The sequence below is a fragment of the Streptomyces sp. 8K308 genome, from assembly GCF_004348315.1.
Classification (GTDB): Bacteria; Actinomycetota; Actinomycetes; order Streptomycetales; family Streptomycetaceae; genus Streptomyces.
On the sequence record NZ_SMKC01000098.1, the window covers coordinates 1 to 20,619 of the forward strand.

The following is a 20,619-nucleotide window of genomic DNA, read 5'->3' on the forward strand; positions in this document are numbered from 1 at the left end:
CCCGCCCCCTCCGCGCCGTGCGCGGGGAGGTGGCGGGCCTGGGGCCCGCGGCGGCTGCGCCGCGCCGCCCTTCTCGCGCTGCGCGCGAGTTCGCGGCGCCGAACCCGTTCGCGGGCACGCGAAACCGCGGGGGGCGGGCGCGGCACCTCGGCCGGCGACAGGGCGGCTTCGCGCCGGCCTGCGGCCGGCTACGCGTGCAGGTGCAGGACGGCTCGTTCCGCCCACTCCGGTGGGGTCGAGAGACGGGAGACGACGATCATCACGGCGAAGGCCAACGGCACGGTCCACGCCGCCGGCTGGGCGAGCAGGACCGTGAGCCAGCCGGCGCCCGGGTCGGTGAGGACGGACGCCGCCGCCGCGCCCGTGGCGGCGAGGACGCCGGCCGCCAGGCCGGCGGCGGCGCCGGACGCCGTGAGGCCGCGCCACCAGATGCCGAGCACGAGCAGCGGGCAGAACGTCGAGGCGGCCACCGCGAAGGCCCAGCCCACGGCCACGTTGATGTCCACGGCCCTGGCCGGCAGGGACAGCAGCACCGCCACCAGCGCGCCGACCGCGACCGCGGCCCGCAGCCGCGGCACGCTCGCCCGCGACAGGTCGTGCGAGAGGCCGCCCGCCAGGGCGAGCAGCAGCCCGGAGGACGTGGAGAGGAAGGCCGCGAACGCGCCGGCCGCCACGATCGCGGTCAGCACCGCGCCCCAGCCGCCCGGCACGATCTCGCCCGGCAGCACCACGGTGACCGTGTCCGTGTCGCCGCCGTTCACCAGGTCGGGCGTGAAGACCCGGCCGAGCAACCCGTAGACGGCGGGGAAGAGGTAGAAGAGGCCGAGCAGCACGATCACGCCGACCGCCACCCGCCGCGCGGCCCAGGCCGAGGCGCTGGTGTGGAAGCGCATGATGACGTGCGGAAGCCCGACCGCGCCCAGCGTCGTGGCGAGCAGCACCGACCAGGTGGCGAGCAGCGGCTGGCCCGAGCCCTCCAGGTCGAGCAGTGGCCGGCTCCAGTCCCCCACGTCGACCCGCAGCGCCTCCTCGCGGGCCCCGGCGCCCGCGTGCACCACGAGGAAGACCGCAGGCACCGCGATGAAGAGCAGCTTCACCAGGTAGTGGAAGCCCTGGACGTAGGTCGCGGAGCGCATGCCGCCGGTCGCGATCGACACGCTCACCACCACGCCGGCCAGCACCACCCCCACCCAGTAGGGCGTGCCGCTCACCAGGTGCAGCACCACGCCCGCGCCCTTGAACTGCGGCACCAGGTAGAGCCACATGATCACCAGCACGATGACGGCGCAGAGCCGGCGGATGGCGGGCGAGCCGAGCCGGTAGTCGGCGAAGTCGGGCACGGTGTAGGCCCCGGAGCGCCGCATCGGGCCGGCGACGAGGGCGGCGACGGCGACGTAGCCGGCGGTGAAGCCGACCGCGTACCAGAGGGTGCCGATGCCGTTCTTCAGCATCAGCCCGGCGAGGCCGAGTACGGAGGCGGCCGAGACGTACTCGCCGGCGATGGCCATCGCGTTCCAGCCGGGCGCGACCCGGCGGGAGGCGACGAGGAAGTCCGGGGTGGTGGAGCGGGTCGCGCGCACCCCGTAGATGCCGATGGCCATGCTGGCCGCCAGCAGCAGGCCGATCGCCAGCAGCCCGGTCATCCGGGGCCTCTGCCCGAGGCACGCTCGACGCGCTCGGCGGCGCGCACGTGCCCGACGGCGATCAGCAGCAGCATCGGGTAGCTGGCGGCCATCAGCAGCAGCCAGGAGGCCGGCACGCCCGCCACCGTGATCCGGCCGAGCACGGGCAGCGCGCCGAGGAGTCCGCTGAGTCCGAAGAGCAGCGCGCCGAGCAGCGCGAGGGTGCGGACGGCGTGCCGTCGTTGGGCGATGAACAGCTCGCGGGCGGCGGCCAGTTCGCGTTCGTCCTCGGCGCCGGGGCCAGGCAGCGGCAGCAGGTGCCTGACGGGCCGGTGGCCGCGGGAGAGCGCGATCCTGGTCTGCGGGCTGGTGACCCGCACCCGGCGCGGGATGCCGGTCATCTCAGCGGCCCTCGTCCCTGACGGCGGCCAGCAGCCGCTCCTTGAGGGCGCGGGCGTGCCGCCGGCTGACCGGCACGTCGCCGGCCGGGGTGGCCGCGACGAGCCCCGAGGAGCTGGTGACCCGCAGGTCACGGACCCAGCGGACGGCGACCAGGTAGCCGCGGTGGGCGCGGACGAAGCCGGCCGGTGACCACACCTCCTCCAGGTAGCTGAGCGAGAGCCGGATCAGGTGGGCGTCCTGCTCGGTGTGCAGCCGCACGTAGTCGCCGTGCGCCTCGGCGAACTGGATGTCGTCGCGGTGCACGAAGACGGTGTGCCGGCCGGTCTCGATCTGCACCACGGCCAGTTCGTCGGGCGGTGGTTCCGCGCCCGGCCGCTCCCTGCCCGGCCGGGGCGCGGCGGCCCGCGCGACGGCCTCGGCGAGCCGCTCGGCCCTGATCGGCTTGAGGAGGTAGTCGGCGGCGCCGATGCCGAAGGCCTCGACGGCGTGGCTCTCGGAGGCGGTGACGAAGACGATGGCGGGCGGGTTGGAGAGCATGCCGAGGACGCGGGCGACGTCCATGCCGGTGAGCCCCGGCATGGAGATGTCGAGGAAGACGGCGTCGAAGCTGTCGGTGCCGAGCAGTCGGACGGCGGCCTCGCCGCCGTCGGCCTCCCGGACGTCACCGATCTCGGGCATGGCGGCCAGCATGTCCGCCAGCTCCTCCCGTGTCGAGGTCTCGTCCTCGACGACCAGTACGCGGAGCGTTCGCTGCGTTCTCACCGGGTCGTCACTCCTCGCATGAACCGTGGCACCCGGATGACGACCTTGGTCCCCCCGCCGGGCGCCGTCTCGATCACCAGGCCGAACTCGGGCCCGTAGACGGTCCGCAGCCGCTGGTCGACGTTGGCGAGACCGACGCCGCCCCGCCCGCCGGCCGCCCCCGCCGTGCCGGCGAGGATGGCGCCGGCCACCTCGGGGTCCATGCCGACCCCGTCGTCCTCGACCTCGATGACGCACATCGGCCCCTCGCCGAAACCGGAGACGCTGATGGACCCCGGGCCCGGCTTCGGTTCAAGGCCGTGTCGGACGGCATTCTCCACGATCGGCTGGATGACGAGGAAGGGGATGGCGACGGGCAGGATCTCGGGCGCCATCCGCACGGTGAGCTCCATGCGGTCGTCGAAGCGGGCGCGTTGCAGCTCCAGGTAGGTCTGGACGGCCTGGAGCTCGTCGGCGACGGTGGCGTAGTCGCCCTGGGTGGAGAAGCTGTAGCGCAGGTAGTCGGCGAAGTCGTTGAGCAGGGTGCGGGCCCGGTCGGGGTCGGTGCGGATGCGGGCGCCGATGACGGCCAGCGCGTTGTGCAGGAAGTGCGGGGAGATCTGGGCGCGCAGGGTGCGCAGCTCGGCCTGGGTGATGCGGGCGCGGGCGCGGCGCAGCGCGGCGTGGTCGAGGGAGCGGGCGACGAGGGCGGCGGCCGGGGCGAGCTCGGCCTCGGCCGCGTCGCGGGCGGCGAGCGCGCCGGACAGTTCGCCGGCGACGATCAGCGGGACGGCCGCCCAGGGCGGGCGGTGGACGGGCCCCGCGTGCTCGTAGACGCCGGCGAGCAGCGCGGCGAGCTCGGCCGGGTCCGGGCCCTGGCCCGCGACGGCGACAGGCCTGGCGTCGAGGTCGGCGAGGACGACGGTGCCGGCGCGCAGCAGGCGGCGCAGCCGACGGGCGGCCGAGGCGGCGCCCCGGCCGGTCAGCCCGTCGCGCAGGTCATCGTCGATCTCCTGGACGGCGGCGAGCACGGCGGCGGTCCGGCCCTCGTCGGGCCTTCCCCTTCGCATCCGGTCCCCCAGCATGGCCGCACGGTAACCCAGCCTGGCCCCGCCCCATAGGCCCCTGACGCCTCCGCCTGGAACCGCCGGATCACTCGACGGGCGCCGGGCCCTCCGCCTGGCTCCGCTCGCGCGCCACCCGCGCCTCGCGCTCCTCGACCTCGGCGAGCGGCGGGTGCAGCTGCATCGGGCCGTACGGGTCCTCGTCGCTCGGCCGGGGCGGTTCCGGGCCGTCCGGGCCGATCCGCATGAGCCGCTCGACCCGGATGACGCGGAACCGGCGGCCGAGCACGGTGAGTTCGTCACCAGGCGGGGCGGCGCGGTACTCCTCGGCGGCCCGCGCGTAGGTCGCGGCGTCCTCGTCGGAGACCCCTTGCTCCAGCTTGGGCAGGAACTCGGCGAGGTAGTTGTACAGGGTGGAGCGGGCGTCCTGGGGGGTGGGCTGGAGGGCCGCCATCGGCTCCCAGGACTTCCGCTTGCGCTCGGCGAAGGTGAAGGTGGCCGGGAGCAGCACCACGCCGGGGTGGGTCTCGAGCGCCCGTCGCGAGTCGGCCCGGACGCCGGCCGGGATGCGCTCGGCGCTGTAGTGCAGGGAGCGGAGCTCCATGCGCTGGATGCTCTCCATGATGCCGGTGGGCGCGGCGTGGTCGACGAGCATCCCCCTGGTGCGGGAGCCGGCCTCGCGGCGCCGGCCCCGGTCCCCGATGTCCCTGCCCAGGTCGTCCGGGTCGGTGGGCCTCGGCCCCTCGAGGCCGTCGGGGCCGATCCTGGCGAACTCGTCACCTCGCACGATCCGGTACCTGGTCTCCCCGACCCACAGCTCGTCGACGGGCTCACTCTCCAGCCGGGCGACGGCGGCCAGCAGCTGCTCCCGCAGCGGGTCGCCCGGTCTCGTGCTGTCCTTCGCCGTGAACCAGAGGTGCGAGTTGAGCCCGTCCCTGGCGTGCTGCGGAAAACCGTCACTCACGTCGCTGAGCAACCGCCAGGCCTCCCCGTCCTCCGGCCGCTGCTCGGCGAAGCCGAACACCGGTCCGCGGATGACGACATGGGGGTAACGCTCGGCGGACCTGATGGTGTCCTGCTCCGTCACCTCGGAGACGGGGTCGTCCCGGTGGATGACGCGGAAGGTCAGATGACGCGGTGGGTTCTTCCGGTGATCCTTCATGTGCTCACCGTGACATCAACCGCGCGCCGGATTCAGGCGATTACACAAAGTCCCCTCTTTGGAGGGGCTAACTTGCCCCCATGTTCACACCGGCGTTCCCCGTTTCACGGTGCTCACAGGAAGTCGTGCGCCATCGGCGACCCGGCGGCGAACTCGCGGGCGTAGCGCCGCACGGCACGCAGCGGCAGCCCCACCCAGTGAGGCCGGGCGCGGGTCTCGTACACCGTCTCGTAGACGGCCTTGTCGGCGAGGAGCGCGCGCAGCAGCAGCGGCTGCTGGCGTGGGTCCTGGCCGCTCGCCTCGGCGTACCCCTCGCAGAAGGCCGTCTGGTTGCGCCTCGACCACTCGGCGACCCGTTCGAGGGCGGTGTCGTCGGGCGGCGTACTGTGCCCCGGTTCGATGAACTGGTGATGCGCGGCGTAGTCGAAGGAGCGCAGCATGCCGGCGACGTCCCGCAGGGGGGAGCGCATCCTGATCCGCTCGTCGTGGGGGGCACTCGGCTCCCCCTCGAAGTCGACCAGGAGCCAGGAGGTCGGGGTGCGCAGCACCTGTCCGAGGTGGAGGTCGCCGTGCACCCGTTGGATGACGACCTCGTCGACGGCGGCGGCGAGCGCGGAGAAGAGGGTGTCGAGCGCCCCGGCGTGGCGGTCGAGCGCCGGGACGTCGATCCTGGCGACCCGCAGCCGCTCCCGCATGGTGTCGACCACGGCCAGGACCTCGGCCCCGCGCAGCGTCCTGGTGCCCCTGGCCCGCGCCAGGTCGGCGTGGACCTCGGCGACGGTGCGGCCGAGGCGGTACGCCTCGGCGGAGAAGTCGCCGCCGGCCTGGTCGGCCCGGTCGGGTCCGGCGAGCAGGTCGCGCACGCTGGCAAGCGCCATCGACCAGCCGTCGGCGGCGGGCACGTAGGTCTGCACGGTGCCGTAGGTGACGGGCGAGCCGTCCAGGTCCCCCTCGGCGGAGCCGAGCAGGATGGGCACGTGGCGACTGCCGAGTTCGCCGAGCGCCCTCGGGAGTTCGAGGTCCTGGTTGACGCCGGGTTCGAGGCGCCGGAAGAACTTCATCAGGTAGCGCTCGTCGAGCACCACGGAGCTGTTGCTCTGTTCGACGCCGAGCGGGCGGGCGGGGAGTGGCCGGCGGGCGCGCGGCGCCTGGTGGCCGGCGAGGGCCGGCTCCGGCCGGAACCGCAGCCCGCCGAGGTCGGCGCCGTCGGCTATGGCGCGCAGGATCAGCGAGGTGATCTCGCGGTCGGCGACGCCGTCGTAGAGGACGAAGCCGTCGAGGCCGGCGATCACCGACGGTTCGAGCGCTCTGGGCAGCCGGTCGCGCTGGCCGAGTGGGACCTGGTAGTGCGCCGGGTCGCCGCCGTCGGCGAAGTCGACGCGCAGGGTGAGGACCGCGCCGCGGGGGCCGCCCTGGTCGAGTTGGTCGAGGAGTTCGGCGTGGTGCTCGATGGTCACGTCGGCGATGGGCCGTTCCTTGGCGGTGAACCACCGTTGCCAGGGGAGCCAGGCCGCCAGCGCGACGGTGAGCCTGGCCGGCAGCGGTCGGACGGTGGCGGACTGGCTCATGGGGCGTCCTCCTCGGTCGCGGCGACGGCGAACCAGTAGAAGCCGTGGCCCGGCAGGGTGAGCCGGTAGGGCTCGTCGCCGATGGTGGGGAAGGGGACCTCGCCCGTGAGTTCCACGGGGGTGGCGCCGCGGAAGGCCTGGAGGGCGAGTTCCGCCGGCTGGGGGAACCGGGAGAGGTTGTTCACGCAGATCACCACGTCCTCGGTGGCGTCGGGCCGCACGTGGTGCCTGACGAACGCGAGGACGCTGGGGTTGTCCACGCTGATCTCGCGGAAGTCGCCGAGTCCGAACGCGGGGTGCCGGCGGCGGGTGTGCAGCATGTGCCGGGTCCAGTGCAGCAGCGAGGAGGGCGCGGCGAGTTGGGCCTCGATGTTGTTGGACTGGTAGCCGTAGATGGTGTCCATGATCGGCGGCAGGTAGAGCTTGCCGGGCGCGGCGCCGGAGAAGCCGGCGTTGCGGTCCGGGGTCCACTGCATGGGGGTGCGCACCGCGTCCCGGTCGCCGAGCCAGATGTTGTCGCCCATGCCGATCTCGTCGCCGTAGTAGAGGATGGGCGAGCCGGGCAGGGAGAGCAGCAGCGCCGTGAACAGCTCGAGTTGGTCGCGGTCGTTGTCGAGCAGCGGGGCGAGCCGCCGCCTGATGCCGACGTTGGCACGCATGCGCGGGTCCTTGGCGTACTCCGCGTACATGTAGTCGCGCTCCTCGTCGGTGACCATCTCCAGGGTCAGCTCGTCGTGGTTGCGCAGGAAGATCCCCCACTGGGCGCCCGGCGGGATCTTCGGCGTGCGGGCGAGGATCTCCGTGATCGGCAGCCGCGACTCCCTGCGCACGGCCATGAACAGGCGCGGCATGAGGGGGAAGTGGAAGGCCATGTGGCACTCGGCCTCCCCGGTGTGGGGATCGCCGAAGTAGGCGACGGCGTCCTGGGGCCACTGGTTGGCCTCGGCGAGCAGCACCCGGCCCGGGTACTCGGTGTCCACCAGGCGCCGGACGCGGCGCAGGAACTCGTGGGTGGGAGGCAGGTTCTCGCAGTTGGTGCCCTCCCGCGCGAACAGGTAGGGCACGGCGTCGAGCCGGAAGCCGTCGATGCCCAGGTCGAGCCAGAAGCGCAGCACGTCGAGCATGGCGTCCTGGACCTTGGGGTTGTCGTAGTTCAGGTCGGGCTGGTGCGAGAAGAAGCGGTGGAAGTAGTACTGCTTGCGGACGGGGTCGTAGGTCCAGTTCGAGGTCTCCGTGTCGACGAAGATGACGCGGGCGTCCGGATAGCCGGTGTCGTCGTCCCGCCAGACGTAGAAGTCGCCGTAGGGCCCGTCGGGGTCGCGGCGGGACGCCTGGAACCAGGCGTGCTGGTCGCTGGTGTGGTTCATCACCATGTCGGTGACGACCCTCATCCCGCGGGCGTGGGCCGCGTCGAGGAGCTCGACGAAGTGGTTGATGGTGCCGAACTCGGGCAGCACCGAGCGGTAGTCGCTCACGTCGTAACCGCCGTCCCGCAGCGGGGAGTCGAAGAACGGCAGCAGCCATATGCAGTCGACGCCGAGCCAGCTGAGGTGGTCGAGCTTCTCGGTGACGCCCCGCAGGTCGCCCGAGCCGTCGCCGTCGCTGTCGTAGAAGCCGCGCACCAGCAGCTCGTAGAAGACGGCGCTCCGGTACCACTCGGGTTCCACGGGGGCGGGTCGTGCGTGGTCGAAGTCGGCGGCCCGGGGCTGTGGTATCCGCTGGTCCGCGGTGGTCGTCTCGCTCATCGGGCCTTCCAGGTGAGGACCCGGGCCACCGCAGTGCGCGGGTCGATGCTGAGGCGGACGGCCTCGCCCAACTCGAGGTCCCCGCCGGTGATCTCGTCGTGCGCCGTGACGGGTTCGCCGGCCGGCAGACCGAGGTCGGCCTCGGTGAGGCGGACGACGACGTCGACGGGGTCGTGGGGGTCGAGGGTGACGACGCACAGCACCCGTTCCGGGTGTCCCGGGGCCCACTTCGAGTAGGCGAGCACCCGGTCGTCGTCCACGTCGTGGAAGGCGATGTGGCGCAGCTGCTGGAGCGCGGGCCAGGCCCGTCTGATGTCGTTGAGCCGGGTGATCCAGGGGGCGAGGGACCGGCCGGCGGCCTCGGCGCCGGCGAAGTCCCTGGGCCGCAGCTCGTACTTCTCGGAGTCGACGTACTCCTCGCTGCCGGCCCGCACGGCGCGGTGTTCGTACAGCTCGAAACCGGAGTACACGCCCCAGGTCGGGGAGAGCGTGGCGGCCAGCGCGGCCCTGATGGCGAACGCGGCGGGGCCGCCGTACTGGAGGTGGGCGGGCAGGATGTCGGGGGTGTTGACGAAGAGGTTGGGGCGCAGGAAGTCGGCCGAGTCGGCCAGTTCCCGGGCATACTCGGCGAGTTCCCGTCCTCCGGTACGCCAGGTGAAGTAGGTGTAGGACTGGGTGAAGCCGAGCCTGGCCAGGCCCTTCAGGACGGCCGGGCGGGTGAACGCCTCGGCGAGGAAGAGCACGTCGGGGTGGTGGCGCCTGACCTCCCACAGCAGCCGGTGCCAGAAGTCGGTCGGCTTGGTGTGCGGGTTGTCGACGCGGAAGATCCGCACCCCGCGCGCCACCCAGAACAGCACGATCCGCAGGATCTCCGCGTAGAGGCCCTCCCGGTCGTTGTCGAAGTCGAGCGGGTAGATGTCCTCGTAGCGCTTGGGCGGGTTCTCGGCGTGGGCGACGGTGCCGTCGGGGAGGGTGGTGAACCACTCGGGGTGCTCGGTGACCCAGGGGTGATCAGGGGCGCACTGCAACGCCAGGTCGAGGGCCACCTCAAGGCCGAGTCGCCCGGCCGCCGCGACGAACGTGTCGAAGTCGTCGAGGGTCCCCAGGGCGGGGTGTACCGCGTCGTGTCCGCCGTCCGCCGAACCGACGGCCCACGGCGAGCCCACGTCGTCGGGTTCCGCGCGCAGCGCGTTGTTGCGGCCCTTGCGGTGGATCTCGCCGATGGGGTGGATGGGCGGCAGGTAGACGACGTCGAAGCCCATCCCGGCGATCCTGGGCAACTCGGCCGCGGCGGTGGCGAAGGTGCCGTGCACGGGCCGGCCGTCGGCGTCCCGGCCGCCGGTGGAGCGGGGGAAGAGTTCGTACCAGGCACCGAACAGGGCGCGCGGCCGGTCCACCCACACGGTGCCGGTGCGGCCCCTGGTGAGGAGCTGGCGCGGCACCCGTTCGGCGGCGAGCGCCCCGACCTCGGCGGAGAGCGCGGCGCCGACCCGGTCGTGGAGCGGCAGTTCGGCGTCGCGCAGCGCGGTGGCGGCGGCGCGCAGCTCATGCCGGGCGGCGCGGTCGCGGCCCGCGGTGCCCATCCGTTCGAGCAGCCGCGCCCCGGTCTCCAGGTCGTTGCCGAGTTCCCCCGCCGACTGCCCGTCGGCGAGCTTGGCGCGGACGGCGGCGAGCCAGGTGGCCCACGCGTCGTGCCAGGCCTCGATCCGGAAGGTCCACATGCCCGTCAGGTCGGGCACCACGATGGCCTCCCAGCGGTCGAGCCCCGGGTCGACCAGCCGCATGGGGACGTGGTGCCGGCGGCCGTCGGGGCCCGCCCAGACCACGGCGCAGCCGAGCGCGTCGTGGCCCTCGCGCCAAACGGTGGCGCCGATCGGAATAGGTTCGTCCAGTACCGCCTTCGCCGGATAAGTTCCGTCCCCGGCTAAGGGTGTTACTTCTTCGATATTGAACCGACCACTCATCCTCGATCCTCGAAATTTCGGGAGTGGGTACCCCCACAGAATGACGCGCGATCGGGAAAACAGCGAGAAGCCCGGCCCCAGTCCGTCAACTACCTCAAGTCGGAAGGCGGTCGGAGATTTCGTCAAGTCCCCGGAGTGGCTTGCGTCCCTCGTGCCGGGCTTGCCACGCCATAGTGGCCCGGTTTTCATTGAGGCAACTCTGCTCACCCATTCCCGTCACCCTTCGGGAAAACCATGGCGGAGTACCCCTGCGGCAATAGACACCAAACAACGGAGCGCACATGTCACGACGAGTTCTCATTGTACTGTCCGAGTACGGATACTGGGGGGAGGAATTGGTCGGCCCGGTCGAGGTGCTCGAGGCGCGTGGATACCGGCTCACCTATATGACGCCGACCGGTAAACGCCCCAATGCCCTTCCGCCCAGCCTGGACCCGGACTACATCGACCCGCCGCTCGGCCGTTCGGTGACCACCAGGGACATGGCACGACGGGCCGCCGAGATCGACGCGTCGAGCCGGCTCGACAACCCGCTGAGCCTGGCCGACCTGTTGCCCGAGCGCCCCTACTACAGCTCCCTCAACCACCTGCGGGAGCTGGAGGAGTACAACCGCCGGCTGGCGACGGCGACCGACGACCTGGTGAGCAGCTTCGACGCGCTGGTGCTGGTCGGCGGCAGTGGCCCGATCGTGGACCTGGCCAACAACGAGCGGCTGCACGAGGTGGTGCTGGCCTTCGTCGCGGCCGACAAGCCGATCCTCGCCGAGTGCTACGGCGTCGCCGTGCTGGCCTTCGCCCGGGACGTCGACAGCAGGAAGTCCATCCTGTGGGGCAAGCGGGTCACCGGCCACCCCAAGGAGTACGACTACAAGGACGGCACCGGGTTCCTGGGCGTCGACTTCAACATGGGGCCGCCGCCGTACCCGCTGGAGTACATCCTGCGTGACGCCACGGGGCCGGACGGCGCGTTCATCGGCAACGTCGGCCGCGAGGTCTCCGCGATCGTGGACCACCCCTTCATCACCGCGCGTTCGACGCCGGACTCCATACCGTCGGCCGAGCTACTCGTCCAGGTGCTGGAGAACGGCCTGCGAAGGCACGGCTGGTGACCGCGTCCACGCCACGAGGTTTCTGAAGGAGGCCAGATGAACGTGCGACCAGGCAAGGCGGCCATCTTCGAGCAGTTCGCGGCCGACGGCATCACCCACATGTTCGGAAATCCGGGGACGGTCGAGCAGGGCTGGCTCGACGAGCTGGAACGCACCGGCCTCTCCTACCTGCTCACCCTGCACGAGGGGGTGGCCGTCGGCATGGCGGACGGCTACGCACGCGCCACCCAGCGCCCCGGCCTGGTGCAGTTGCACAGCGGGGTCGGCCTCGGCAACGGCATCGGCATGCTCTACCAGGCCAGGCGCGGCGGCTCGCCCCTCGTGGTGCTGGTCGGCGAGGCCGGCGTCCGCTACGACGCGATGGACGGCCAGATGGCGGCCGACCTGGTGGCCATGGCGGAGCCGGTGACGAAGTACGCGACCCGCGTCATCGATCCGCACTCGACGCTGCGGGTGCTGCGCCGAGCCGTCAAGATCGCCATGACCCCGCCACGCGGCCCGGTGGTCGTGGTGCTGCCCGCCGACGTCCTCGACCAGCTCACGCCCGAGCCGGCGGTGGCCACCAGCGTCCCCTCCACGCGCGTGCTGCCGGAGCCGGCCGAGGTGCGGCGCGCGGTCGCGGCACTGCTCGCCGGCGAGCGGCGACTGGTCCTGATGGGGGACGGCGTCGCCGCCAGCGGCGCCCAGCGCGAACTCGAGCGGGTCGCGGAGCTGTTGAACGCCCCGGTGTGGGGGGTGAACGACTCCGAGGTCAACCTGGACGCCACCCACCGGCTGCACGGCGGGCAGCTCGGCCACATGTTCGGCGAGAACAGCGCGCGGATCGTGGCCGACGCCGACTCCGTGCTCGTGGTCGGCACCTACCTGTTCCCCGAGGTCTTCCCCTCGTTGCGCAGCCCGTTCAAGGAGGGCGCGCGGGTGGTCCACGTCGATCTCGACGCCTACGAGATCGCGAAGAACTTCCCTGTCGACATCGGCCTGGTCGCCGACCCCCGGCTCACCCTGGACGCCATGGCGGACGAGTTGGCCAGGCAGCGCCCGGCCAGTGCCGCGGGGAGGCACCCGGCCGGGGCGGAGCCGACCCGCTCCTTCGCGTCCCAGGCGCCCGCCGGGACCGTGATGGAACGGTTCGCCCAGCGGCTCGCCGAGCGGGCGCCGGCCGGCCTCACCGTCTTCGACGAGGCCCTGACCGCCGGCGGGCCGCTCGCCCGCTACCTCCCACCGACCACCCCGGGACGGTTCTTCCAGACCCGCGGCGGATCGCTCGGCGTCGGCATCCCAGGCGCCCTGGGCGTCAAGCTCGCCCGCCCCGACCTGCCCGTGGTGGGCTTCACCGGCGACGGCGGCAGCATGTACACGTTCCAGGCCCTGTGGACGGCGGCCCGCTACGACATCGCCGCGAAGTTCGTCGTCTGCGACAACGGCCGCTACCAGCTGCTCGACGACAACATCGAGCAGTACTGGCGGCAGCTCGGCATCGCGCCCCACGCCCACCCGGCGGCGTTCGACCTCTCCCACCCCACCATCAGGTTCGTCGAACTGGCCGCCTCGCTCGGGGTGCCGGCGATGCGGGTGGAGAAGCTGTCCGAGGTGGACGACGCGGTCGAGGCGCTCATCGCCCACCGGGGGCCGTTCCTGATCGACCTGGTCATCGACTGACGATCAGCCCCCACCGACCGGTCGCCCCGCTCGCTCCCCCGGGCGGGGCGACCGTGGAAGGAACCTCCATGATCCCCCACACCCGCCCCTCCGAGATGCTCACCCGGGATGCGGTCCACGAGCTCGTCGACCGGGTCGTGGCCGCCGCCGGCCGGCACGACGTCGAGGCGGTGGTGTCCTGTCTGACCAGCCGCGGGCTCGTGCTGAGCCTGCCGGGACGTGTGCTGCGCGGCCCGCGCGAGGTCGGCGACTGGTACCGCGGCCTGACGCGCCGGCACAGCCTGCGCTGCCGGCTCGTGTCACCGCCGGAGGTCCGGCTCACCTCACCCCTCCACGCGGAGTGCCGGGCCGACGTCGCCCTGAGCTCGCACCGCCGGGGGCGTGCCGGCGCGACCGACTCCGCCCCCCGGCCGCGCACCCTGCGGCTGTTCCTCTCCACCGTGCTCCAGCAGGGCGGTGCCCGCATCCGCACCTGCGCCATGGAGCCGCTGCCGGGCTCCGTCGCCGCGTCCGGCACGGCGCCGTGACCCGCCCGACCATGCCAAGCCTGACGGGAAGTGCCATGGACCTACCGCCTGCGAGTACTCCGCCCCGCCTCGCGGGGCGCTCCGTCGCGATCCTGATGGAGAGCGACTTCGTCGAGGAAGAGATCAGCTACTACCAGAAACGATTCGCCGAGGAGGGCGCCGAGGTCCTGCTCGTGACCCGCCTCTGGGGCCAGGAGTCGCTCACCTTCACCGGCCACGAGCACCGCGCCCAGGTGACGGTGCGCGGCGATCTGGAGGCGCTCGACTACGACGCGCTGAACCGCCTGTCGGCGCTGATCGTGCCCTCCGGCATGGTCGCCGACCGGCTGCGCTACAGCGAGGACGTCGACCGCCCGGCCCCCGCCGTCGAGCTGCTGCGCCGCGCCTTCCGGCTGCCCAAGCTCCTCAAGGCGTTCTCCTGCCACGGCCTGCTGCTGGTGACCGCGACCCCGGAACTGGTCGCCGGCCGCCCGGTCGCCTGTCACAACAACCTGGTCGGCGACGTGCGCAACATGGGCGCGAGCTACGTCAACGAGGACGTGGTCATCGACCAGGACCTGATCACCGGCCGCACCGTCGACCACTGCCAGCTGCTGGCCAGGGCCGTCATCGACCGGCTCGACCCGCCGCCGGACGGCGCCGCCGGGACGCCCGGGACCCTGGCGGTGAGCGGTGCCGGCTGAGCTCGACTTCACCTTCTCCGACCTGGTGGGCGGCTACGTCCAGCAGGCCAGGGGCGACACCTTCACGCTGCGCACCTTCGGCGGCCAGACGGTCACCGTCCGGCTCACCGAGACGACCTCGGCGCAGTGGCTGCGCAACCTCGGCCAGCCGTACCGCGATGAGACCGGGCGCTGCCGGGAACTGCTCCGCCCCGGCGTGCTGGTGTTCAGCTACGGACCCGTCTACCCCGACGGCGACGGGCTGCGCCACCAGGCGGACCGGCTCGTCTTCGTCGGCGACGACGAGGCGCTGCGCGAGATGGAGACCTCCGGCTGGTGGACGGCCCAGCTACGCGAGCTGGCCACCTTCTACCGCCGGGCCCAGTTCGGCGACGGTCCCGTCGACTTCACCCACTACCGCACCGTGATCGGTGCCACCGGCCACAAGAACGGGGAGCGCGTCCAGGAGGCGGACACCATCTCGCGGATGGTCTACGGGATGGCGAGCGCCTACACGCTGACCGGCCACGACGACTTCCTCGACGTGGCGGAGAGCGGCGCCCGCTACCTCCACGACCACCTGCGCTTCGCCGAGGACGACCTCGTCTACTGGTACCACGGCACGGAGACCCGCGACGGCACCGAACGAAAGCTGTTCGGCTCCGAGTTCGGCGACGACTACCAGGCGATCCCGGCGTACGAGCAGATCTACGCGCTGGTGGGCCTGAGCCAGACCTACCGGCTCACCGGCGACCCCCTGATCCGCGGCGACCTCGAGGGCACCGTGCGGCTGTTCGAGCGGCACTTCGCCGACCCCGCCCTCGGCGGCTGGTACTCGCACGTCCACCCGGTGAGCCTGAGCCCGCACGACCAGGCACTCGGTCACAACCGCTCCCGGAAGAACTGGAACTCGGTCGGCGACCACGCCCCCGCGTACCTGTTCAACCTGTACCTGGCCACCGGGGAGGAGCGGTACCTGCGGATGCTGGAGCACGTCTTCGACATGATCGCGGTCCACCTGCCCGACCGCGCCGAGGGCGGCAGTCCCTTCGTCTTCGAGCGCTTCCACGCCGACTGGACCCCCGACCTGGACTGGGGCTGGCAGCGGAACCGGGCGGTGGTCGGGCACAACCTCAAGATCGCCTGGAACCTGACGCGGATGCACGCGCTGCTGCCCAAGCCGGAATACCGGAAGCTCGCGGACCGCATCGCCGGCACCATGCCGGCCCTCGGCCGTGACCCACGGCGCGGCGGGTGGTACGACCTGCTGCAGCGCACCGCGGGGCCCGACGGGCGCCACGACTTCGTGTGGCACGACCGCAAGGCGTGGTGGCAGCAGGAACAGGCCGTGCTCGCCTATCTGATCCTGGCGGGCAACCGGTCGGGGGAGGGGTCGGCGGAATACCTGACCCACGCCCGCGAGGCGGCGTCCTTCTACAACGCCTTCTTCCTCGACCACGACGAGGGCGCGGTCTACTTCACGGTGCTCGCCCAGGGCATCCCCTACCTGATGGGCAACGAGCGGCTCAAGGGAAGCCACGCCATGGCCATGTACCACAAGGCCGAACTCTGCTACCTGGCCGAGGTGTACTCCCGGCTGCTCGTCCACCGGGAGCCGCTCGACCTCTGGTTCAGACCACGGGGCGACGCCGCCTACCCGGACGGGCTGCTGCGGGTCGCCCCGGACGCGCTGCCGCCGGGTCGGGTGTCGCTCGAGGAGGTGCGGATCGACGGCGCCCCGTGGGCCGACTTCGACCCGCGCGCGATGACGGTCCGGCTGCCGAAGACCGCGGGACCGGTGACCGTGCGGGCCCGACTTCGCCCTCACCACGCATAGTCGACCAACTCAGGAATTGAGGAGAACAGTGACCTTCGAAGCGTATCTGGGGTTTTCCGGTGACTCGGCCTCTCTGCACCTGTCGGGTGAGCTCAGGGACATCGACGTGCCCGTGCTGCGTTCCCTGCTCGACCAGGCGCTGGCTCGGGACATCGACCAGCTGACGGTGGAGGCCGAGAGGCTGACCGCGATCGCGGCCGGCGGCGTGCGGTGCCTCGCGTTCGCCCTGCAGCGGCTGCCCAAGCACGCCCGGCTGCTGATCGCGGGCGCCAGCCCGCGGGTCAGGGAGATGCTGGCGCGCGGCGGCGTCGAGGAGACGGTGACCCTGGTCGAGGCGCGCGTGGGCGGCACCGGCTGACCCTGCCGCGCGCGGCGCGGCGGAGCCGGCGCCCGGGGATCGCTGTCGATCGCGCCCCGGCCGACAGCGATTCCCGGCCGTTCGCCCGAACACGGATAACCCTCGTGTTTGTCGGGCGAAAACACCAACGTGAATAAGTCCTGACTTGGGCAGCGGTTCAACACGACCTGAGCGACTTGCTCAAGCAACTGCAAAGCAGCTATTGCTCTCTGGTAAGTGCCCTAGGCAGTAGATAGGGTGAGAGAACGACCGAGCATGAGACCAGGGGGAACCATGTCTTCCAGTTCCATGCTTCCCGTCGCGGGAAGTGGTGTCGTCAACGATCCACTGTCGGATTTCGCCCGTTGGGTCTTCAGGTCCATGCCACGGGTGGATCAGCGGAGATGGGCCGAGGTCTACTTACGGGGGCTACTCTTTCTGGACGGCCGGAAGTCCGTCCGAAAGATGGCGGAGAGTATCCTTTCCTTGCCGGTTAGTCAATCCCTCCAACAATTCATCAATCAGAGTCCCTGGGATTGGACGCCCATCAGGTCCCAACTGGCGCACTTTCTCGGGTCCCAGATGGAGAACCAGGCATGGGTCGTCAGTCCCGCCGTCATACCGAAGCGGGGGAGCCACTCCGTCGGAGTGGTACGCCAGTTCATCCCCAAGGAAGGGCGGATGATCAATTGCCAGTTGGGGCTCGGCCTCTTCATGACCAACGCGACCACCATCGCCCCGGTCAACTGGCGGCTGCTGCTGAAGGGGAAATGGGCGCACGACGAGGACGCGCGCGCCAAGGTGTACCTGCCGGACAGCGTCCGGGGCCGCCCCGAGTGGCGGGAGATCCTGTCGATGGTGGACCAGAGCATCGGCCGCTGGCAGCTGCCGCCGGCGCCGATCGTCGCACACGTGCCGGACCCGGTGGCGGCGCGGGAGCTGGTCGACGCCCTCGACGTCCGCGGTCTGAACTATGTGCTGCGGGTGAGCGAGAGCTTTCGCGACCTGGTCCAGGACCAGTTCGTCAGGTCACAGCGGAGCAAGGTGCTCGTGGGAGGCGAGGGCGCCCGGGAATCCGGCCGGCTCCCCCCTTTGCTCGGCACCCTTGAATTCCCGGTCGGACACCAGTCGACCTCCGTGCTGATTCCCCTGGCCGGACCACGAGGAAAGGCGAGCTACGGCAACCGCGTGATTCGACTCATTCGCGAACGGCGACGACACAGTCCCGGCACGCAGAAGCTGTGGATAACCAACATGACACAGGCCAGGCTTGACGACGTCATGTACGTGGCGAGCCTCGCCGACCGCAGCACGCAGGCAGTCCGTCTCCTCGAGTCGAACTTCGGGCTCCAGGATTTCGAAGGCCGTTCCTTCCGCGGGTGGCACCACCACATCACCATGGTCTCCGCGGCCTGGACCTACCAGCAGGTGTACGGCGGACTCGAGTAGCCCGGGAGACGCACGCGGCACTCCGGCCGCGGTCGGAACGGCGGAGAAAGCCCTGCCGTTCCGACTGCGGCCAGGTTTTCGTCAACGCAATACCAACATTTGCTCAGAGAAACACCTGGATAAGGCGGGGTGTGGTCACGGCGATCGTGGGCGGGGCCGGCGAGCCGGTGGAAAGGGCGGACGGGTCAGCGCTGGACTTCCGCGGCCTTCCGCGGCTGGCTCTCCTCGGCCACCAGGTCGGCGAGCAGTCGCAGCGCCGCCTCCGACGGCGAACCCGGCTCCGCGGTGAAGACCGCGAAGCGCTGCCCCTCGTCGTCCGGCAGCCGCATCGTCTCGTCGCCCAGGACCATTCGCCCCACCAGGGGATGCTGGTAGGTCCGCTGGTGGTGGGCGCACGTCCGCACCGGGTGGGCGTTCCACAACGCGGCGAACTCGGGGCTCTTCATCGTCAGCTCACCGATGAGCTCGGTCAGCTGCGGGTCGTCCTGGTACCGGCTCGCGGTCACCCTGAGGTCCGCCACCGCGTCCCGCGCCTTGGCCTTCCAGTCGGGGTACAGCTCCCGCAGGTGCGGGTCGAGGAAGACCATGCGCGCCAGGTTCGGGCGCTTCGCCGGGTCGTCTGGCGCCCCGAAGTCCAGATGGCTGCCGAGCAGCGCGTGCCCCATGCGGTTCCACGCCAGCACGTCCGTCCGCCGCCCGTAGACCAGCGCGGGAACGGTGCCGACCGACTCGATGACCAGCCGGACCCCGGGCCGCAACCGCTCGGGGCGGGCGCGCCGGCGCGAGGGCGGCTCCCACCTGGCCAGGCTGTGCAGGTGCGCGCGCTCCGCGTCGTTCAGCTTGAGAGCGCGCGCCAACGCCTCGAGCACGGGCCCCGACGCCTGCTGGCTCTGCCCCTGCTCCAGACGCGTGTAGTACGCGACGGAGACTCCCGCAAGCTGGGCCAGCTCCTCCCGGCGCAGCCCGGGAACCCGGCGTCGCCCCCCGTAGTTCACCAGTCCGGCGTCCTCCGGACTCAGGCGGGCGCGGCGGGAACGGAGGAACTCCCCAAGTTGCAGTGATCGTTGCGGCATTGGGCCATTCTGCCCACGAGGTCCAACGCTCATCCTGACCCCGCCAGTGGTAGGCACGGCGAGCGTACTCTCCGCCGAGGGCTGGGTCGGCCGACCGCGCGCCCGCATGCTGGACCGCATCCGTCATCCCCGAAAGGCATCGTCGTGACGACCGATACATCCGCCGAACGGGTCGAGGCCGACGCGCCGTTCACCACCCGCGGTTGGCTGATCCTGGTGACCCTGTGCAGCGCCACCTTCGTGGTGGGCCTCGACTTCTCCATCGTCGCCGTGGCGCTCCCCGAGATCGGCAGCGCCCTCGGCTTCGCAACCACGGGCGATCTGCAGTGGGTGGCGACCGCCTGCCTGCTGCCGACGGCCAGCCTGCTGCTGCTCTTCGGCCGGCTCTCGGACCTCGCGGGACGGCGCAACCTGTTCCTGCTCGGCCTCCTCCTGCTCGTCGCCTTCTCGCTGGTGGCCGGCCTCGCCAACTCCCCCGGTGTGCTGGTGGGCGCGCGGGTCGGCCAGGGTGTCGCCGGCGCCATGATCAGCCCGACCGCGCTGGCGCTGCTCACCGCCGCGTTCCCCGAGGGACCCCAGCGCACCAGGGCGCTGGGGGTCAACGGGGCCCTGCTCTCGCTCGGCTTCGTGGTGGGCACCATCGGCGGCGGCGTGATCACCAGCGCCTTCAACTGGCGCTGGACCATGCTGATCATGGTCATCATCGGGGCCGCCGTGCTGATCAGCGGCCTGCTCGTGCTCCCGCACGACCAGGAGCGCAGCGCCACCAGGCTCGACGTCCCGGGCGCCGTGCTGGTCAGCGGCGGTCTCTTCGCCCTGGTCTACTGGGTCAGCACCGGCGCCGACGCCGGCTGGTCGAGCGGCCCCAGCATGGCCGCCCTGGTCCTCTCGGTGCTGCTGATCGCCGCGTTCCTCCTGGTCGAGGCCCGGCACCCGGCGCCGCTCGTCCCCCTGTCGATGCTCAACCGGCCCTCCATCAAGTGGGGCGGGCTGATCGGCCTGATCACCTTCGGCATGTGCGGCGGCACCACGGTGCTGCTCAGCATCTACATGCAGGACGTGCTCGGCTACTCGGCGCTCGCCACGGGCTTCGGCTTCCTTGCCGAGGGCCTGGCCGCCCTGGTCGCCGGGCTGATCGTCTCCCGGGTCGTCTCCTCGTGGGGCGGCACCAGGACCCTGGTCGGCGGCCTGCTGATCCAGGCGGTCGGCACCGGCGCGATGGTGCTGCTGCCCGCCTCGGACAACCTCCCGCTGCTGCTTGCCACGTCGGGGGCGATGGGCTTCGGTCACGTCTTCGCGGTGGTCGCCTTCATCAACGCGATGACCTCGGGCCTCCGCGACGAGGAGCAGGGCGTGGCCGGCGGCCTCGCCCAGATGCCGCAGTTCGTCGGCGCGATCGGCACCGCGGCCCTGGCCGCCGTGGCGACCGCCCGCACCAACGCCCTGGAGTCCACCAGCTCGGTGACCGACGCCACCCTCGGCGGACTGCACGCCGCCGTCCTGGTGGCGGGCCTCGTCTGCGTGGTCGGCGCCGGCCTCGCTCTGCTGATCAGCCGCGACGCCGCCCGCCGGGCCGCGGCACCACGGGCCGAGGCCGTGGCCTGACGCCACCGCCCGACCCCCATGTGACGGCCCGGCCGCGCCGCCTGGCGTCATTCCCCCAACGCCCCTGACGCGGCCGGGCCGTCACATGGGGGT

The 20,619-nt window shown here is 71.8% G+C and carries 17 protein-coding genes; 8 read left to right on the forward strand and 9 right to left on the reverse strand.

Annotation, left to right across the window (positions count from 1 at the left end; genetic code table 11):
- Positions 1-188 precede the first annotated feature (188 nt).
- From E1265_RS16080 to E1265_RS16115, 8 genes are all read right to left on the reverse strand, one after another.
- Positions 189-1,643 carry a cation acetate symporter gene (locus tag E1265_RS16080; RefSeq protein WP_132930995.1) on the reverse strand — a complete coding sequence of 485 codons (1,455 nt, stop codon included), beginning with the start codon at positions 1,641-1,643 and terminating at the stop codon, positions 189-191.
- The gene (locus E1265_RS16085; RefSeq protein ID WP_132930996.1) at positions 1,640-2,023 is read right to left on the reverse strand and encodes a hypothetical protein; all 384 of its coding nucleotides are present in this window, start codon (positions 2,021-2,023) and stop codon (positions 1,640-1,642) included. The genes E1265_RS16080 and E1265_RS16085 overlap by 4 nt, the downstream gene beginning before the upstream one ends.
- A 1-nt stretch (position 2,024) precedes the next feature.
- Complete coding sequence (locus E1265_RS16090) at positions 2,025-2,786, reverse strand: LytTR family DNA-binding domain-containing protein (protein WP_279571433.1); 762 nt, start codon at positions 2,784-2,786, stop codon at positions 2,025-2,027.
- Positions 2,783-3,850 carry a histidine kinase gene (locus E1265_RS40325; protein WP_279571434.1) on the reverse strand — a complete coding sequence of 356 codons (1,068 nt, stop codon included), beginning with the start codon at positions 3,848-3,850 and terminating at the stop codon, positions 2,783-2,785. Before E1265_RS40325 ends, E1265_RS16090 begins: the two co-directional genes overlap by 4 nt.
- Positions 3,851-3,917: 67 nt before the next feature.
- Positions 3,918-4,991, reverse strand: coding sequence for a DUF5954 family protein (locus E1265_RS16100; RefSeq protein ID WP_243740831.1), 1,074 nt, complete (start codon positions 4,989-4,991; stop codon positions 3,918-3,920).
- A gap of 113 nt (positions 4,992-5,104) precedes the next feature.
- Positions 5,105-6,559, reverse strand: a complete 1,455-nt coding sequence (locus tag E1265_RS16105; RefSeq protein ID WP_132930997.1) for a hypothetical protein — start codon at positions 6,557-6,559, stop codon at positions 5,105-5,107.
- Entirely contained in the window at positions 6,556-8,304 is a 1,749-nt protein-coding gene (gene treS, locus E1265_RS16110; RefSeq protein WP_132930998.1) for a maltose alpha-D-glucosyltransferase, read from the reverse strand. Before treS ends, E1265_RS16105 begins: the two co-directional genes overlap by 4 nt.
- Positions 8,301-10,268 carry a maltotransferase domain-containing protein gene (locus E1265_RS16115; RefSeq protein ID WP_132930999.1) on the reverse strand — a complete coding sequence of 656 codons (1,968 nt, stop codon included), beginning with the start codon at positions 10,266-10,268 and terminating at the stop codon, positions 8,301-8,303. Before E1265_RS16115 ends, treS begins: the two co-directional genes overlap by 4 nt.
- A gap of 281 nt (positions 10,269-10,549) precedes the next feature.
- Here E1265_RS16115 and E1265_RS16120 point away from each other — a divergent pair, with 281 nt between their 5' ends.
- The 7 genes from E1265_RS16120 to E1265_RS16150 all read left to right on the forward strand — a co-directional run bounded on the left by E1265_RS16120 (position 10,550) and on the right by E1265_RS16150 (position 17,848).
- Complete coding sequence (locus tag E1265_RS16120; protein ID WP_132931000.1) at positions 10,550-11,377, forward strand: type 1 glutamine amidotransferase domain-containing protein; 828 nt, start codon at positions 10,550-10,552, stop codon at positions 11,375-11,377.
- A gap of 36 nt (positions 11,378-11,413) precedes the next feature.
- The gene (locus E1265_RS16125) at positions 11,414-13,036 is read left to right on the forward strand and encodes a thiamine pyrophosphate-binding protein (RefSeq protein WP_132931001.1); all 1,623 of its coding nucleotides are present in this window, start codon (positions 11,414-11,416) and stop codon (positions 13,034-13,036) included.
- Positions 13,037-13,104: 68 nt separating this feature from the next.
- Entirely contained in the window at positions 13,105-13,563 is a 459-nt protein-coding gene (locus E1265_RS16130; RefSeq protein WP_132931002.1) for a nuclear transport factor 2 family protein, read from the forward strand.
- A 35-nt stretch (positions 13,564-13,598) separates the two neighbouring features.
- Complete coding sequence (locus E1265_RS16135; RefSeq protein WP_132931003.1) at positions 13,599-14,246, forward strand: DJ-1/PfpI family protein; 648 nt, start codon at positions 13,599-13,601, stop codon at positions 14,244-14,246.
- Positions 14,236-16,062, forward strand: a complete 1,827-nt coding sequence (locus E1265_RS16140) for an AGE family epimerase/isomerase (RefSeq protein ID WP_132931004.1) — start codon at positions 14,236-14,238, stop codon at positions 16,060-16,062. The genes E1265_RS16135 and E1265_RS16140 overlap by 11 nt, the downstream gene beginning before the upstream one ends.
- Before the next feature lie 28 nt (positions 16,063-16,090).
- Positions 16,091-16,420, forward strand: a complete 330-nt coding sequence (locus E1265_RS16145; protein WP_165953764.1) for an STAS domain-containing protein — start codon at positions 16,091-16,093, stop codon at positions 16,418-16,420.
- A gap of 360 nt (positions 16,421-16,780) precedes the next feature.
- On the forward strand, positions 16,781-17,848 hold the full coding sequence (locus E1265_RS16150) for a transposase (RefSeq protein ID WP_243740835.1): 1,068 nt from the start codon (positions 16,781-16,783) through the stop codon (positions 17,846-17,848).
- A gap of 185 nt (positions 17,849-18,033) precedes the next feature.
- Here E1265_RS16150 and E1265_RS16155 read toward each other — a convergent pair whose 3' ends face one another.
- Positions 18,034-18,921 (reverse strand): helix-turn-helix transcriptional regulator, encoded by an 888-nt coding sequence (locus tag E1265_RS16155; protein WP_132931007.1) that lies wholly within the window; start codon positions 18,919-18,921, stop codon positions 18,034-18,036.
- A 144-nt stretch (positions 18,922-19,065) separates the two neighbouring features.
- Here E1265_RS16155 and E1265_RS16160 point away from each other — a divergent pair, with 144 nt between their 5' ends.
- A complete protein-coding gene (locus tag E1265_RS16160; RefSeq protein WP_243740832.1) occupies positions 19,066-20,526 on the forward strand; it encodes an MFS transporter in 1,461 nt (486 codons plus the stop codon).
- Positions 20,527-20,619 lie beyond the last annotated feature (93 nt).